At 68.1% G+C, this 15,596-nt stretch carries 12 protein-coding genes and 1 tRNA gene; 5 read left to right on the top strand and 8 right to left on the bottom strand.

The features are described from left to right. The 5 genes from AX284_RS04470 to AX284_RS04450 form a co-directional block, all read right to left on the bottom strand. Positions 1 to 441: ABC transporter ATP-binding protein (locus AX284_RS04470; RefSeq protein ID WP_153015312.1), on the bottom strand; the 441-nt coding region annotated here is incomplete at its 3' end. 11 nt (positions 442 to 452) lie between these two features. Next, entirely contained in the window at positions 453 to 1,220 is a 768-nt protein-coding gene (gene livG / locus AX284_RS04465; RefSeq protein ID WP_017642424.1) for a high-affinity branched-chain amino acid ABC transporter ATP-binding protein LivG, read from the bottom strand. After that, the gene (locus AX284_RS04460) at positions 1,217 to 2,473 is read right to left on the bottom strand and encodes a high-affinity branched-chain amino acid ABC transporter permease LivM (RefSeq protein ID WP_064307298.1); all 1,257 of its coding nucleotides are present in this window, start codon (positions 2,471 to 2,473) and stop codon (positions 1,217 to 1,219) included. Before AX284_RS04460 ends, livG begins: the two co-directional genes overlap by 4 nt. Further along, positions 2,470 to 3,393: a high-affinity branched-chain amino acid ABC transporter permease LivH gene (gene livH / locus AX284_RS04455; protein WP_017642422.1), complete on the bottom strand. Its 924-nt coding sequence runs from the start codon at positions 3,391 to 3,393 to the stop codon at positions 2,470 to 2,472. The genes AX284_RS04460 and livH overlap by 4 nt, the downstream gene beginning before the upstream one ends. A gap of 114 nt (positions 3,394 to 3,507) precedes the next feature. Further along, on the bottom strand, positions 3,508 to 4,629 hold the full coding sequence (locus AX284_RS04450) for a branched-chain amino acid ABC transporter substrate-binding protein (RefSeq protein ID WP_068383781.1): 1,122 nt from the start codon (positions 4,627 to 4,629) through the stop codon (positions 3,508 to 3,510). Between the two features lie 214 nt (positions 4,630 to 4,843). On the opposite strand from AX284_RS04450, the gene AX284_RS04445 reads away from it, so the two are divergent. Continuing rightward, complete coding sequence (locus AX284_RS04445; RefSeq protein ID WP_017642420.1) at positions 4,844 to 5,152, top strand: DUF2288 family protein; 309 nt, start codon at positions 4,844 to 4,846, stop codon at positions 5,150 to 5,152. A gap of 46 nt (positions 5,153 to 5,198) precedes the next feature. Here the strand turns inward: AX284_RS04445 and AX284_RS04440 are convergent, their stop codons facing one another. Continuing rightward, entirely contained in the window at positions 5,199 to 6,185 is a 987-nt protein-coding gene (locus tag AX284_RS04440; protein WP_068383779.1) for an aldo/keto reductase, read from the bottom strand. A gap of 110 nt (positions 6,186 to 6,295) precedes the next feature. Here AX284_RS04440 and AX284_RS04435 point away from each other — a divergent pair, with 110 nt between their 5' ends. The 3 genes from AX284_RS04435 (at position 6,296) to AX284_RS04425 (ending at position 9,291) form a co-directional block, all read left to right on the top strand. Further along, entirely contained in the window at positions 6,296 to 7,183 is an 888-nt protein-coding gene (locus AX284_RS04435; RefSeq protein ID WP_068383777.1) for a LysR family transcriptional regulator, read from the top strand. Positions 7,184 to 7,272: 89 nt separating this feature from the next. Then, a complete protein-coding gene (selB, locus tag AX284_RS04430) occupies positions 7,273 to 9,186 on the top strand; it encodes a selenocysteine-specific translation elongation factor (protein WP_064307250.1) in 1,914 nt (637 codons plus the stop codon). A 9-nt stretch (positions 9,187 to 9,195) separates the two neighbouring features. Beyond that, a tRNA-Sec gene (locus AX284_RS04425) sits at positions 9,196 to 9,291 on the top strand. A 10-nt stretch (positions 9,292 to 9,301) separates the two neighbouring features. Here AX284_RS04425 and AX284_RS04420 read toward each other — a convergent pair. Continuing rightward, entirely contained in the window at positions 9,302 to 10,312 is a 1,011-nt protein-coding gene (locus tag AX284_RS04420) for a hypothetical protein (protein ID WP_068383775.1), read from the bottom strand. A 144-nt stretch (positions 10,313 to 10,456) separates the two neighbouring features. Between AX284_RS04420 and AX284_RS04415 the strand changes: the two genes are divergently transcribed. Next, entirely contained in the window at positions 10,457 to 11,065 is a 609-nt protein-coding gene (locus AX284_RS04415) for a TetR/AcrR family transcriptional regulator (RefSeq protein ID WP_236712141.1), read from the top strand. A gap of 9 nt (positions 11,066 to 11,074) precedes the next feature. Here AX284_RS04415 and AX284_RS04410 read toward each other — a convergent pair whose 3' ends face one another. Continuing rightward, positions 11,075 to 15,106, bottom strand: a complete 4,032-nt coding sequence (locus AX284_RS04410) for a bifunctional nitrate reductase/sulfite reductase flavoprotein subunit alpha (RefSeq protein WP_068383772.1) — start codon at positions 15,104 to 15,106, stop codon at positions 11,075 to 11,077. Positions 15,107 to 15,596: the final 490 nt, after the last annotated feature.

Below are 15,596 nucleotides of genomic sequence, written 5' to 3'. Positions count from 1 at the left end.
CGCCCGGCCGATGGCGAGCATCTGCTGTTCGCCACCGGACATGGTACCGGCACGCTGGGCATAGCGCTCCTTGAGACGGGGGAAGAGGCCGAGGACCTTCTCCAGCTGGCGGTCGTAGGCGTGCTTGTCGGTGAAGAAGCCGCCCATGGCCAGGTTCTCCTCCACGGTCAGGCGGGCGAATACCCGGCGACCCTCGGGCACCACGGCGATGCCCTTTCGCATGATCTGCGCGGTTTCCTGGCCCACCAGTTCCTCGCCTTCGTAGCGGATGCTGCCGCCATGGGCGCGCGGCGTGCCGCAGAGGGTCATCAGCAGGGTGGACTTGCCGGCCCCGTTGGCGCCGATCAGGGTGACGATCTCGCCCCGGTTCACCTGCACGCTGACGCCATGCAGCGCCTGGATCTTGCCGTAGAAGGTGGAGACGTTGTCGAACTGCAGCATGGTGGTCTCCATCAGGATTCGCCCAGGTAGGCCTTGATCACGTCGGGGTTGTTGCGGATCTGCTCCGGCGTCCCGTCGGCCAGGGGGGTGCCCTGGTTGATCACCACGATGTGGTCGGAAATGCTCATCACCAGGTGCATGTCGTGCTCGATCAGCAGCACGGTCACGCCATGCTCGGCGCGCAGCAGGGCGATGAGCGCCTTGAGGTCCTCGGTCTCGCGCGGGTTGAGACCGGCGGCCGGCTCGTCGAGCATGAGGATTTGCGGGCGGGTCATCATGCAGCGGGCGATTTCCAGACGGCGCTGCTGGCCATAGGCGAGGTTGCCGGCGTTGCGGTTGGCGAATTCGGTGAGGTTGACCTGCTCCAGCCAGAAGCGCGCGTAGTCCATGGCCTCGGCCTCGCTCTTGCGAAAGGCCGGGGTCTTGAACAGGCCGGCCAGGAAGCCGGTGTTGAGGTGGCGATGCTGGGCGACCAGCAGGTTCTCCACCGCGGTCATTTCCTTGAACAGGCGGACGTTCTGGAAGGTGCGCACCACGCCCTTGCGGGCGATCCTGTGCCCAGGCAGGCCCTGGATGGCCTCGCCGTTGAGCAGGATCTCCCCGCCGCTGGGACGGTAGAAGCCGGTCAGGCAGTTGAACACCGTGGTCTTGCCGGCGCCGTTGGGGCCGATCAGCGAGACCACCTGGCCCTGCTCCACGCGAATGTTGACGCCGTTGACGGCCAGCAGGCCGCCGAACCTCATGGACAGGCCGGAAACATCGAGAAGGGCTTGGCTCATTTGCGCAACTCCAGGTGCGGGCGTTGCATCGGGAGCAGGCCTTGCGGACGCCAGATCATCATCACGACCATCAGCAGGCCGAACATCAACATGCGGTATTCGCTGAATTCGCGCATCAGCTCCGGCAGCAGGATCATCACGATGGCCGCGAGGATCACGCCGAGCTGGGAACCCATGCCGCCCAGCACAACGATGGCCAGGATGATGGCCGATTCGATGAAGGTGAAGGACTCCGGCGACACCAGGCCCTGGCGGGCGGCGAAGAAGCTGCCGGCGAATCCGGCGAAGCAGGCGCCCAGGGTAAAGGCCGAGAGCTTGATCAGCGTGGGATTCAGACCCAGGGCGCGGCAGGCGATCTCGTCTTCGCGCAGGGCTTCCCAGGCGCGGCCGATGGGCATGCGCAAGAGCCGGTTGATCACGAACAGGGTCAGCAGCACCAGCAGCAGGGCGATCAAATAAAGGAAGATCACCTTGTACTCGGAGTTGTAGGGGATGCCGAAATACTCGTGGAAGGGCGTCATGCCCTCGGGTGCCCGGCGCTCGAAGGTCAGGCCGAACAGGGTCGGCTTGTCGATGCCGCTGATGCCGTTGGGGCCGCCGGTCCATTCGGTGAGATTGCGCAGGAGGATGCGGATGATCTCGCCGAAGCCCAGGGTGACGATGGCCAGGTAGTCGCCGCGCAGGCGCAGCACCGGGAAGCCGAGCAGGAAGCCGAACAGTGCCGCCATCAGCCCCGCCAGCGGCAGGCAGACCCAGAAGCCGAGGCCGTAGTAGTGGGAGAGCATGGCGTAGGTGTAGGCGCCGACGGCATAGAAGCCGACGTAGCCCAGGTCGAGCAGACCGGCCAGACCCACCACGATGTTCAGACCGAGGCCGAGCATCACGTAGATGAGGATCAGGGTGGCGATGTCCACCGCGCCGCGCGAGCCGTAGAAGGGCCACGCCAGGGCGACCAGCACCAGGGCCAGGATCACCCAGCGCTGGGTCTTGGGTTCGGTGAGCTTGGTGCCCAGGCCGGTAACCGGCAGCTGCAGGCCGCCGCGGTTACGCCAGCCGGCGGTGAGCGGATCACGCACCAGTTGCCAGACGAACATCAGCACCGCGGCCAGGGCCACGATCCAGAGGGTACGCGGCGTGGCGCCGTGCACTTCTAGGTTGACGCCGACCGTTTCCAGCTTGAGGCCGAGGATGGGATAGGCGACGGCCAGCACCAGCAGGGCGCTGAAGAAGGCGGTTCGCAGACGGGCACTCATACCTTTTCCACCTCCGGGCGACCGAGGATGCCGGTGGGGCGGAACAGCAGCACCAGTACCAGCAGGCTGAAGGCCACCACGTCCTTGTACTGGTCACCGAAGACGTCGGCACCGAAGGCTTCGGCCACGCCCAGCACCAGGCCGCCGAGCATGGCGCCGGGGATGCTGCCGATGCCGCCGAGCACGGCGGCGGTAAAGGCCTTGATGCCGGCCAGGAAGCCCAGGCTCGGGTTGATCACGCCGTACTGGATGCCCAGTAGCACCGCAGCCACGGCGGCCAGGGTGGCGCCGATGACGAAGGTCAGGGCGATGATGCCATTGGTGTTGATGCCCAGCAGGTTGGCCATCTTGATGTCCTCGGCGCAGGCGCGGCAGGCGCGGCCCAGGCGGGAGCGGGAGATGAACCAGGTCAGGCCGAACATGGTGAGCAGGGTGACGATGAAGATCAGCACCTGTACATAGGAGATCACCACGCCATTCATGGCGTCGGTGCCGATGATGAAGTTGCCCGGCAGCAGGTTGGGGATCGACTTGTCCTTGGAATCCTGGGCCAGCAGCACCCAGTTCTGCAGGAAGATCGACATGCCGATCGCCGAGATCAGCGGGATCAGCCGGTTACCGCCACGCAGGGGGCGATAGGCGATGCGTTCGATGCTGTAGCCATAGGCACTGGCGATGACGATGCTGGCGGCGAAGGCGGCGAGCATGACGATGGGCAGGCTGTGGATGCCCAGCATGGCGAGGCCCGCGATGGCGATGAAGGCCACGTAGGAGCCGATCATGTACACCTCGCCATGGGCGAAGTTGATCATGCCGATGATGCCGTAGACCATGGTGTAGCCGATGGCGATCAGGGCATAGGTGCTGCCGACCGTGAGGCCGTTCACCAGCTGTTGCAGGTAATGGTAGAACTCGGGCATGGGTGTCTCCAGAGGACCCAAGTGCACTTCTGGTGCGGGTCCCAGGCCTCGGATGGAGGCGGATAAACGAAGCCCACCGCCGTTGGCGGTGGGCTCCGGTGTTACAGGCAGGGCTTACTTGGCTTCGGTCTTGGAGCCGTCGGCGTGCCATTCGTAGACCACGAACTCGAAGTTCTTCAGGTCGCCTTTCTCGTCGAACGCCAACTCACCGGTGGGGGTGTTGAAGGTGTTGCTGCGCAGTGCCTTGGCCACGTCCTCGGGCTTCTCGTCGCCCGCCTTCTCGATGCCCTGGGCGATGACCTGCACGGCGGCGTAGGAGGGGAACACGAAGGGACCGCTCGCATCCTGCTTCTTGTCCTTGAACGCCTGCACCAGGGCCTGGTTCTTGGGATCCTTGTCGAAGGAGCGCGGCAGGGTGACCAGCAGGCCTTCGGAGGCCTTGCCGGCGATGGCGGAGATGGAGCTGTTGCCCACGCCTTCCGGACCCATGAACTTGGCGGTCAGGCCCTTCTCGGCCGCCTGGCGCAGGATCAGACCCAGCTCGGGGTGGTAGCCGCCGTAGTAGACGAAGTCGACGTTGGCCTGCTTGAGCTTGGCGATCAGCGAGGAGAAGTCCTTGTCGCCGGAGTTGATGCCTTCGAACATGGCGACCTTGATGCCGGCCTTGTCCAGGGTCTGCTTGACCGCGGTGGCGATGCCTTCGCCGTACTGCTGCTTGTCGTGGATGACGGCGACGACCTTGGGCTTGACGTGCTCGACGATGAACTTGCCGGCGGTCGGGCCCTGCATGTTGTCCAGGCCGATGGTGCGGAAGATCAGCTTGTAGCCACGGTTGGTGATGTCGGGGCTGGTGGCCGCCGGAGTCACCATCAGAATGCCTTCGTCCTCATAGATGTCGGAGGCGGGCTGGGTCGAGCTGGAGCAGAGGTGACCGACGACGAACTTGACGCCATCGTTGACGATCTTGTTGGCCACCGCCACGGCTTGCTTGGGATCGCAGGCGTCGTCGTAGATCACGCCTTCGAGCTGCTTGCCCTTGACGCCGCCGGCCTTGTTGATCTGCTCGATGGCCATCTGAGCACCAATGAACTCCATGTCACCGTACTGGGCGACCGGACCGGTCTTGGGGCCGGCCAGACCGATCTTCAGGGTGTCGGCTGCCAGGGTATGGCTGGCCATGCCGGCCAGGGCCAGGGCCGCGATCAGACGGGAGAAACGCAGAGTTGCCTTTTTCATGAGTGCTCCACTCGGAATGCTTTTATTAATGAGGCAGTTGGAAGCGAAAGTGTGCCGATTTTGTTCTATATGACGCGCTGCGCAGTTTAATCACCGTCTGTTCGTCTTGGAAAGCTGGCGACGACAACTTGTCGGACTTGTCGACCGCGCGTCCGGGCGCTCGGCAAGCGAAGAGGGCGCCGGTAGAATCCGCCCTTTTCACGAGGCCCGCACCATGACCGATCACGCAACGCGCTACGCCACCCTGCTCGGGCAGACTGCCGCCATCGGCTGGGAAGAATTGCAACCGCATTTTGCGCGGGGCGTGCTGCTGGAAGTGGCACCGGAGCTGGACCTGATCGAGGCGGCCATCGCCGTGACCCAGGACGATGCCGCCCGGGTGGGGCTGTGGCTGCAGCAGGGCCAGCTGGCCAAGGTCGACGAAGACCGGGCGCGCCGCCGACTGGAAGCGCCGGCGGTGGCCCTGTGGGCGGTGGTGGTCGCGCCCTGGGTGCTGATGCAGGAGCGTCCGGCCGAGCGCTGAAACGCAAAGGCCCGCGCAAGGCGGGCCGTTGGCTGGCGGGCGTGACTCAGCGTTCGCTGTCGAGATCGCGGAGCTGGTGTTCGCCGTAGCGATCGCCGGCCACCGCGCCTGGCGGCAGCAGCCGTTCCAGCTCGGCACGGTCCGCGGCGCTCAGGGTCACCGCCAGCGCACCGAGGGATTCGTCCAGCTGATCGCGGCGGCGGGCACCGACCAGGGGCACGATGTCGTCGCCCTGGGCGGCGACCCAGGCGACCGCCAGCCGGGCAGGGGTGGTGCCCCGGCGTTCGGCGAATTGTTGCAGACCTTCCACCAACGCCAGGTTGCGCTCCACGTTGCCCGGCTGAAAGCGCGGACTATGGGCGCGGAAGTCACCGCTGCCGGCGGGCTGGCGCCAGTGGCCGCTGAGCAGACCCCGGGAGAGCACGCCATAGGCGGTGATGCCGATGCCCAGGTCGCGGCAGGTCGGTAGGATCTCCGCCTCGATACCGCGCGAGACCAGCGAATACTCGATCTGCAGGTCGCAGACCGGATGCACGGCCGCCGCCCGCCGCAGGGTCTCCGCACCCACCTCCGAAAGGCCGATATGGCGGATGTAGCCGGCCTGCACCAATTCGGCGAGGGCGCCCATAGTGTCCTCGATGGGCACCTGGCGATCCAGCCGCGCCGGACGATAGATGTCGATGTGGTCCACACCCAGACGCTTGAGGCTGTAGGCGACGAAATTCTTGATCGCCGCCGGCCGGGTGTCGTAGCCCAGCCACTCGCCGCCCGGACCGCGCAGGGCGCCGAACTTGACGCTGATCAGCGCCTGATCGCGCCGACCGCGCAGGGCTTCGCCCAGCAGCAGTTCGTTGTGGCCCATGCCATAGAAGTCACCGGTGTCGAACAGGATGACGCCACGTTCAAGGGCGGCCTGGACGGTGGCGATGGCCTCGCCACGGTCGGCGGCGCCATAAAGATCGGACATGCCCATGCAGCCCAGACCAAGGCTCGATACCAAGGGGCCCTGCTGGCCCAAGCGACGCTGTTGCATGAGGGATTCCTCGTCAGATGGATGAGGCTTCACTCTAGCCAGGATGACGCTGTGCGATAATCCGCTCTCGACACAACGACCTGTTCGCTCAGCCGTACAATGGAGGCGCCTTGAATCTGGATGACCTGGCGGCCTTCGCCGCCGTGGCCGAGGCCCGCAGCTTTCGCGGCGCCGCCTATGTGCGCGGCGTGGCGGCGTCTTCCCTGAGCGATGCCGTGCGCCGGCTGGAACGGGAACTGGATGTCCGGCTGCTGCACCGCACCACCCGCAGCGTGACCCCCACCGCGGCCGGCCAGCGTCTGCTGGAGCGCCTCACCCCCGCGCTGCGCGAGGTGCGCGGCGCGCTGGACGCCATCAATGCCGAGGGCGAGAGCCCGGTCGGCAGCCTGAGACTCAATGTGCCCACCATCGTCGCCCGGGTACTGTTGCCGCCGCTGATCGGGCCCTTCCTGGCCCGGCACCCGGGCATTCGCTTGGAGGTGGTGGCCGAAGACCGGCTGATCGACGTGCTCGCCGCGGGTTTCGATGCCGGGGTGCGCTACGACGAGCACCTGGAGGCCGACATGATCAGCGTACGGCTGGGTCCGGTCACCCAAAGATTCGCCGTGGCCGGAACCCTTGCCTACCTGGAACGACACGGCGTACCGGCACACCCCGCCGACCTGGTCCGGCATTCCTGCATCGGCCATCGCTTCGCTAGCGGCCTGGTGGCGCAGTGGAGCTTCGAGCGCGGCAGCGAGGTCCTCAATGTCGCGCCGGGCAGTCGCCTGCTGGCCTCGACACTCGATCTGGAATTGCAGGCCGCCCTCGACGGCGTCGGCCTCATCTATTCCTTCGCCGACTACCTGGCCGCGCCCCTGGCCGACGGCCGCCTGGTGGAAGTGCTGGCGGACTGGTCGCCGTCCTTTCCCGGTCCGCGGCTCTACTACGCGGATCGCCGCCAGTTGCCCGCGCCCCTGCGCGCCTTCGTGGCCTTCCTGCGCGAGCGTCACGGCTAGGCGAGCGCGCGGGGCGCCGCTACCCTGAGCGCCAGTCCGCCGCCTGGAGCCGCCATGACGTCCCTGTACATCCGCCTGGTAACGTCCTCATGATCATCGGCACCGCCGGCCACATCGACCATGGCAAGACCGCGCTGATCCAGGCCCTCACCGGGGTCGCCGGTGACCGCCGCCGCGAAGAGCAGGCGCGTGGCATCACCATCGACCTGGGCTATGTCTATGCCGACCTGGGCGACGGCGGCCTCACCGGCTTCATCGACGTACCCGGCCACGAGCGCTTCGTGCACAACATGCTGGCCGGTGCCAGCGGCCTGGATCTGGCCCTGCTGGTGGTGGCGGCCGACGATGGCGTCATGCCGCAGACCCGCGAGCACCTGGCGATCCTCGAATTGCTCGGCATTCCCCGGCTGCTGGTGGCCCTGACCAAGGCCGATCGGGTGGACGCCGAGCGGCTGGCCCAGGTGCGTCAGGAGGTCAGTGCGCTGCTGGCTGCCGGGCCCTTCGCCGGGGCGCCGCTGTATCCGGTGGCCAGCCCCAGCGGCGCCGGCATCCCCGCGTTGCGCGCCGCCCTGCTCGCGGCCCTGGACCAGGTGCGCCAGCGCAATGCCCGCGGCGGCTTTCGCCTGGCGGTGGACCGGGTATTCAGCGTCGCCGGGGCCGGCGTGGTGGTCACCGGCACCGCCTTTGCCGGCCAGGTGGCCATTGGCGACGAACTCATCCTCACCCCGCGTGGCCAGCGGCTGCGGGTGCGGGGACTGCATGCGCAGAATCGCGCCGCGGAAGCGGCTCAGGCCGGTCAGCGGGTGTCGCTCAATCTGGCGGGAGAGCGCCTGAGCACCGACAGCCTCGCCCGCGGCGACTGGCTGGTGGCCGAGGCGCTGCACGCGCCCACCACCCGCCTCGACGTGGAGCTGCGCCTGCTGCCCGGCGAGGCGCGCAACCTGGCGCACTGGACGCCGGTGCACGTGCACCTCGGCGCCCAGGATCTCACCGGGCGCGTCGCCCTGCTGGAAGGCGACAGCCTCGCCCCGGGTGCCACGGCCCTGGCGCAGCTGGTGCTCAATGCGCCTTTGCACGGGGTGCACGGCGATCGCCTGGTGCTGCGCGACCAGTCCGCCCAGCGCACCCTGGGCGGTGCGCGGCTGCTCGATCCCTTCGCCCCGGCCCGCCATCGCCGCACCCCGCAACGCCTGGCGCAACTTCAGGCGCTGCGGCAGGGCGGCCTGGAGGAAGCCCTGCCCGAACTCCTGGCCCAGGCCGACGGCGGTCTCGATCCACGGCTGCTGGCGCGTCAGTTCAACCGACCCGAAGGCGACTGGCAACTGCCCGCCGACACCCTGAGGGTGGAGACGCGGGTCGGCCCGCGGTTGTTTGCAGCCTCCTTGTGGCAGGCAGCGCTCGAGCGCCTGAGCGAAGCGCTCGCTACCTTTCACCAGGAACAACCCGACGAGCTGGGTCCGGATCGGGATCGCCTGCGCCGCATCGCCGCGCCGGAACTTGAGCGGCCCGTCTATCTGGCGCTGCTGGAGACGGCCCTGGCCGAAGGGCGCCTGCAGAGCAGCGGTCCCTGGCTGCACCTGCCCGATCACCGGGTACGCCTCACCGAGGCGGAGGAGGGGCTCAAGGCCCGGCTCTGGCCGCTGCTGGAGGCCCAGCGCTTCGATCCGCCCTGGACCCGCGATCTCGCCAAGAGCCTGGGTCAGCCCGAGGCCGAGGTGCGGCTATTGCTGCGCAAACTGGCCCGGCTGGGGGAACTGACCCAGGTGGTCAAGGATCTCTTCTATCCCCAGGCGAGTCTGGAAGCCGCGGCCGGCGAGGCATTGCGCCTGGAGTGCGAAGCAGGGATCATTCGCGCCGCGGCCTTTCGCGATGCCCTTGGCATCGGTCGCAAGCGCAGCATCCAGATCCTCGAATGCCTGGATCGCATCGGTTTCACCCGTCGCTTCGGCGACGAGCGCCGGGTCCGCCCGGACAGCGCCTGGGCCCGCGGCGCCGAGGGCTAGCGCAACAGAGGAAGGCAATCACGCCCGGTGGCGTGGCCGGGCTTCAAACCCGGTTGGGGACGGCAGCCGTTCCCGGGTGGGTTCGACTCCCACTGCCTTCCGCCATTTCCTGCGGTCAGTGCCCGTCCACCGGGTGATGCAGCACCGCGCCCTCCCGCTGCAACTCCTGCAGGAACCAGTCGGCCGCCCAGAGCTGTTCGGGCATATAGAGACCCGCCGGCAGTGGTTTTCCGCCTACCAGGCCCAGCACCCGCTCCAGCGACAGCACCAGCCCGAGGGCGGTCAGCGAGGCCTGCCCCTGGCTGAATTCCAGCACGGACCGTGCGGTGGTGGTCTGGCTGTCCCTTTCGCCGGTCGCCCTGACCGCGATTTCGGCCGCCGTTTCCGCGCCCCGCCGGCGGCTGGAGGACTCGCCCATGGCGATGTCGAAGCGGAGTTCCGGCGCGGCGGTGGTGGCCCAGAGACTGAGCAGGTCGATGGAGCCAAAGGCCGTGGCGGCCAGCGTGCGACCGTCCAGCGCCCTGACGCTGCCCTGCAGGTCGGCACCGCTCAGCCAGTGGCGGCGCCCATGGCGGAACGCCAGGGCCGCGGGCGCCGCGCTGTGCACTCGCGCCATGTCTTCCCAGGCCAGGGGACCGGCCGGATCTTCTTCATCCAGCAAGACCTCCACCCCGATCGCCGTGACCCGGGTGAAGCGGCGGGCGAGATCGAGCGCCAGCGCCAGGGCGGCGCCCGAAGCCCAGTGGCTGGACAGCACCAGGGCATGGGCGCCGGGGCGGTGCATGAACAGGGCGACCTCCGGGCCCAGTTCGGTGACGCCGGTGTTGGCATTGAGATAGGGGATGCCCAGGCGCTGGGCGAGGCGCAAGCCGTGCAGGGCCTGATCCGGTGCCAGCATGATCATGGCTGCCGGGGTGAGAGCGGGATCCAATCCCAGCCCCGGCTGGTCGAGATCCAGGCGCACCGCCCAGGCCTGGCCGGCGGCCTGGGCGACATCCTCGGCCGTGGCGAGGTTGCGGCCGCCGACCAGCAGCGGCCAGTCAGGCTGGCGCTGGCGAAACCAGTGGATGGCCTGGCGGCCTACCGTGCCCGAACCGCCGGCAAAGAGTATGGGTTGCAGTGGCATGATGCTGTCCTCTTCGTTGCAGTGCTGAGGTTCCGGAGACCGCACAGCCGATTGCAAGGGGCTGTACTCCGCATTAACCTACCAGGAGTAGGTTCCAGTTCAGAATTAACCTACCTTTAGTAGGTTTACAAGAAGACTTGACCAATGGCGGAGCAATCCATCCCTGAAAAACCGGTCTCCGAAGGGACCGGACGGCGTCTCTCAAAGGCAGCCCGGCGTCAGCAATTGCTGGAAACGGCACGGGTCATCGTTCGGGAAGAAGGCGCGGATCGCCTGACCCTGGGCTATCTGGCCGTGCAGGCGGGCGTCTCCAAACCGGTCGTCTACGAGCATTTCGGTACCCGCTCGGGACTGCTCATAGAACTTTATCGCTGGCTCGATTTGGCGCAGATGGATGCCTTTCGCCAGGCCATGGCCTCCCGGCAGCAGGGTGCCGAAGAGGCCACCGCGGCGCTGGCCGAGGGTTACATTCGCTGCGTGACCGACATGCAGGGTGAAGTCGGCGTGCTGGCGGCGGCCCTGGCGGGAAGTGAGGAAAAGACGGCGGTGTACCAGGAGTTGCTGGAACATGGCACCCAGATGGTGGCGGCGGTGCTCACGCCGCACAGCAAAAGACCCGCCGCGGAGTTGCAGGTGTCCTGCATCGGTCTGGTCGGCGCCGGCGAGGCCCTGGCCGCGGCCGTGGTGTGCGGGGCGCTGGGCGAGCGCGAGGCCATCGAGGCCTTCACCCGCTTGGTGCGCGCGGTGCTGTAGCCGGCGGCGCTAGTAGACGTCCTTCAGATAGCGCTTCTGCTCGCTCATCCCCCGCAGGTACTCGCTGGCGGCCTCGTCGCTGAGGTGGCCGTGGGTCGCCACCACCTGGCGCAGGGCCTGGTCGACGTCCCGGGCCATGCGGCTGGCGTCGCCGCAGACATAGACGCGGGCGCCGTCCTGCAGCCAGCGCCAGACCTCGGCGCCGCGTTCGCGCAGTCGATCCTGCACATAGACCTTCTCGGCCTGGTCGCGGGAGAAGGCCAGGCTCAGTTCGCTCAGCAGGCCATCGCGCTGGAAGGCTTCCAGTTCGTCACGGTAGTAGAAGTCATGGGCGGCGTGCTGCTCGCCAAAGAACAGCCAGTTGCGCCCCTGGTCGCCCCGGGCGCAGCGCTCGTGGAGAAAGCCGCGGAAGGGCGCGATACCGGTGCCGGGGCCGATCATGATCAGCGGGACGTCGCCCTGGTCCGGCAGGCGGAAATGGCGCGAGGACTGGATATGCACCTCGGTGGTGGCGTCCTGCAGGCGGTCGGCAAGAAAGGTGGAGGCCACGCCCTTGCGATTACCGTAGCGCACCGCCGAGACGGTGAGGTGCACCTGGCCGGCATGGGCCAGGGGGCTGGAAGCGATGGAATAGAGCCGCGGCTGCAGGCGCTTGAGGCTGCTGAGCAACTCACTGGCGTCATGGCGGGCGGGAAAGCGGGCCAGCACATCGGCCAGTTGCCGACCCCAGAGCCAGCGCTTGAGTTCGTCGCGGTCGCCCAGCAGGGCGTGGCAATCGGCATTGCCACTGCGCTCGGCGATCAGCGCCAGGGTCTCGGGGTTGGGGCGGGCGATCTCGTAGTGTTCGCCCAGCGCCTGGCGCAGCGACAGCTCGCCGACCTTGGGGACGGCGACCGGTTGTTCGCCGTCCAGTCCGGCGAGGGCGAGGACTTCCTCGACCAGCTCCGGACAGTTGCGCGCCTTCACGCTCAAGGCGTCGCCGGCCTGGTAGGCCAGGGGTTGCTCGGACGCGAGGCCGAACAGCCTCACCTCCTTGTTGGATCCGGCGCGGTTGAGTCTCCGGTTGATGACCAGCCGCGCCGACACTGCGCTCGGGCGATTAGTGGTGGCCGCAGTCGCCAGGGGCACGCTGGTGGCCTGGGGCGCCAGCTGCCCTTGCAGGGCGGCCAGCCAGGCGTCGGCGCCGTCGAGGCCATCGGCGTCGCAGTCCAGGCGCGGGCAGAGGCGGCGGGCGCCGAGTTCGGCCAGGCGGGCGTCGAGGCGCTGGCCGTGGCCGCAGAATTGGTCGTAGGTGGAATCGCCCAAGGCCAGCACGGCGTAGTCCAGTTCGGCCAGGGAGGCGTCGAGCCGATCGAGGCCCTGCCAGAAGGCTTGGCCATTGTCCGGGGCTTCGCCATCGCCAAAGGTGCTGCTGACCAGCAGGACGCGGCGGGCACCGGTCAGGCGTTCCACGGCATAGGCGGCCATGTCGTGCAATTCCACGCTGAGACCGGTCTGGCACAGGCGGGCGACGCAGCGCTCGGCCAGGGCTTCGGCGTTGCCGGTCTGGGACGCCCAAAGCACCACCAGATCGGCGGGGGCGGTAGCGGCCATGGCCAGGCTGGCGGCCTGGCTTTCCGGCAGGCGGCTGAACAACCCGGCGAGCAGGCCGTCGAGCCAGAGGCGGGTGTCGGCGGCCAGCGGCGCCTGGGCCGGCAGGCAGGGCACGCCCTGGGCCCCGCCATCGCGCAGGCCGTCCATGAAGCCGGCCAGGTAGGTGCGTTCGGCCGCGCTGAGCTGTGGCCGTACCGCGGCTGCGACCCCGGTGAGCTCGGCCAGGCGCGCCAGGGCGGGCAACTGAGCGCTCTCTGCGACGGGCTCGTCGGCCGGCAATTGGCGGTGGGGAATGGTGGCGACGCGGGTCAGGCGCACGGCGCAGACCTTGAGTTCCGGTTGCAGCGAGAGCGGATCGACGGCGTCGCTGGTGACGGCATTGATGGCCAGGTCGCTGCCCTGGACGTCGGCCCAGTGAAAGGGCGCGAAGCAGTTGCCGGGCTGGACCCGGTCGCTGAGGGTCACCGGCAACACGGCACGGCCGCGGCGCGAGGTGATCTCCAGCCGGTCGCCCGCGCTGAGCCCCAACGCCTGAGCGTCCTGGGGATGCACCTCGACGAAGGGCGCCGGATTGAGGCGATTCAGCGCGGCGATCTTGCCGGTCTTGGTGAGCGTATGCCACTGGTGCTGCAGACGCCCGGTGTTGAGCACGAAGGGGTAGTCGACATCGGGTAATTCCGCCGGATCCAGGTGGGGACGGGCGAAGAATTGCGCCTTGCCGCTGGCGGTGGCGAAGTTGAGGGCGGTCGGTTCGCCGGTCTCATCCAGGCGCAGGGTCTGGCTGCGGCCGTCGTTGCGATAGCGGATCGGCTGGCGCCGATCGCTCTCTTGGCTGGGGCAGGGCCATTGCAGCGGCGTCTGGCGCAGCCGGGCATGGCTGGCACCGCGGAGGTCGTAGCCGGTCTGGGGGTTGTGGAATTGCCGGATCTCGTCGAACACCTCGGCGGCCGAGGCGTAGCTGAAGTGCTCGCCATAACCCATCGCACAGGCGACGTCGGCGATGATCCGCCAGTCGGCGCGGGCCTCGCCGGGCGGATTGACGGCCTGGGGCGCCAGGGTCAAGTTGCGCTCGGAGTTGATCATCACCCCGTCGGCCTCGGCCCAGAGCGCGCCGGGCAAGAGGATGTCGGCGTACGGATTGGTCTCGGTGTCGAGAAAGGCGTCCTGGGTGATCACCAGTTCGGCGGCCTGCAGGCCGCGGATTACCGTCTCGCGATTGGCCACGCTGGCCACCGGGTTGGTGCAGATGATCCAGCAGGCCTTCACGGTGCCGGCGGCCAGCTCCTCGAACAGGGCGACGGTGCCCTGGCCAAGACGGGTGTGCAGGGTGCCCTCGGGAATGTCCCAGGCTCGCTCGACGAAGGTGCGGTCGGCGGCCGACAGCAGGCTGCGTTGGCCGGGCAGACCGGGACCCATGTAGCCCATCTCGCGCCCGCCCATGGCGTTGGGCTGGCCGGTGAGGGAGAAGGGGCCGCTGCCGGGGCGGCAGATCTTGCCGGTGGCCAGGTGCAGGTTGCACAGGGCGTTGGTGCTCCAGGTGCCATGGGTGCTCTGATTCAGGCCCATGGTCCAGAGGCTGGTCCATTCGCCGGCTTCGCCGATCCAGCGCGCGGCGGTGCGGATGTCCGCCTCGGCCAGACCCGTCCCGGCGGCCACGCGCGCGGGACTGTAGTCGGCGAGAAAATCGGGCATGGCCTCCCAGCCCTCGGTATGGGCGGCGATGAAGGCTTCGTCCAGATAGCCCTCGGCGTGCAACAGGTGCAGCAGGCCATTGAGCAGCAACAGATCGGTGCCCGGGCGCAGTTGCAGGAAGAGATCGGCCTTTTCGGCAGTGGCGGTGCGCCGCGGATCGATGACGATCAGCCGGGCGCCGCGCTTGACCCGATCCAGCAGGCGCAGGAAGAGGATGGGGTGACAGTCGGCCATGTTGGCGCCGCTGACCAGGAAGAGATCGGCGTGGTCGAGGTCGTCGTAGGAGCCGGGCGGGCCGTCGGCGCCAAGGGACAGCTTGTAGCCGGTGCCGGCGCTGGCCATGCACAGCCGGGAATTGGATTCGAGCTGGTTGGTGCCGATGAAGCCCCGCGCCAGCTTGCTCACCAGGTACTGGGCCTCCAGCGACAGCTGGCCGGACACATAGAAGGCGATGGCGTCCGGCCCGTGGCGGTCGAGGATGGCACGCAACCGCTCGGCGGTGGCAACGACGGCCTGATCCAGCCCGGTCTGCACCGGTTCGTGGGAGCGGTCGTGGCGGACGTAGGCCTGCGCCATGCGCCCACTGTCCACCAGCGCCTGGTGGCTGGTGCTGCCCTTGGTGCAGAGGCGGCCGCGATTGGCCGGATGGTCGCGATCGCCGCTGACCTTGGTGACCCGGCCGTCTTCCACCTGCATGACGATCCCGCAGCCGACGCCGCAGTAGGGGCAGACGCTCTTGATGTGGGTAGTGGCCATGGCAAGGATCCTTCGAGAACCAGAAAGCGAAAAGGCGCCGGTCGTGCTCCCCGGAGGGAGACGAACACGGCGCCTTTGTCGTGAAAGGGGGCGATCGGCGTTGACCGCTCCATGCTGAGTATTTAGCAAGGCCCGCGCCAGCTTGCCCCGGCGCGCGCGGGGGGCGCATTCCTACTGCTCTGGCGGGGTGCCGGTGGCGCTGGCCGATGCCACGGCGGTGGGGGTCGCGATGCGCCGTGACGGGGCAGGCCGGCCCGGTCTTGCACCGTTGTGGTTCTGCTCGGCGGGCGTTCGGACAGCCTCTGGCAAGCCACTCGGCAGGCTGCAGCCCGCGCCAGCGGCGGATCTTCGGGCGATCAGGCGGAACTGGCACAGCCGATGCAAAAGCCCTGATAGACCCGCATTTTCGGGTCGCCCGGTCGATCAACGGCGATCGACAGCCACTGCAGGCGACGGGCACGGAGCAGAGCCCAGGGCTCCTCCCTACATA

It is taken from the genome of Pseudomonas sp. HUK17 (assembly GCF_001566765.1).
The sequence above is the reverse complement of the archived record's forward strand: the minus strand, read 5'-3'. Positions and strand labels throughout refer to the sequence as shown.

Bases quoted from the DNA above. Each gene is read 5' to 3' on its own strand.
- livG (WP_017642424.1), bottom strand. From the start codon at position 1,220: ATGAGCCAAGCCCTTCTCGATGTTTCCGGCCTGTCCATGAGGTTCGGC.
- AX284_RS04450 (WP_068383781.1), bottom strand. From the start codon at position 4,629: ATGAAAAAGGCAACTCTGCGTTTCTCCCGTCTGATCGCGGCCCTGGCC.
- AX284_RS04420 (WP_068383775.1), bottom strand. From the start codon at position 10,312: ATGCCACTGCAACCCATACTCTTTGCCGGCGGTTCGGGCACGGTAGGC.
- AX284_RS04445 (WP_017642420.1), top strand. From the start codon at position 4,844: ATGACCGATCACGCAACGCGCTACGCCACCCTGCTCGGGCAGACTGCC.
- AX284_RS04460 (WP_064307298.1), bottom strand. From the start codon at position 2,473: ATGAGTGCCCGTCTGCGAACCGCCTTCTTCAGCGCCCTGCTGGTGCTG.
- livH (WP_017642422.1), bottom strand. From the start codon at position 3,393: ATGCCCGAGTTCTACCATTACCTGCAACAGCTGGTGAACGGCCTCACG.
- selB (WP_064307250.1), top strand. From the start codon at position 7,273: ATGATCATCGGCACCGCCGGCCACATCGACCATGGCAAGACCGCGCTG.
- AX284_RS04415 (WP_236712141.1), top strand. From the start codon at position 10,457: ATGGCGGAGCAATCCATCCCTGAAAAACCGGTCTCCGAAGGGACCGGA.
- AX284_RS04440 (WP_068383779.1), bottom strand. From the start codon at position 6,185: ATGCAACAGCGTCGCTTGGGCCAGCAGGGCCCCTTGGTATCGAGCCTT.
- AX284_RS04410 (WP_068383772.1), bottom strand. From the start codon at position 15,106: ATGGCCACTACCCACATCAAGAGCGTCTGCCCCTACTGCGGCGTCGGC.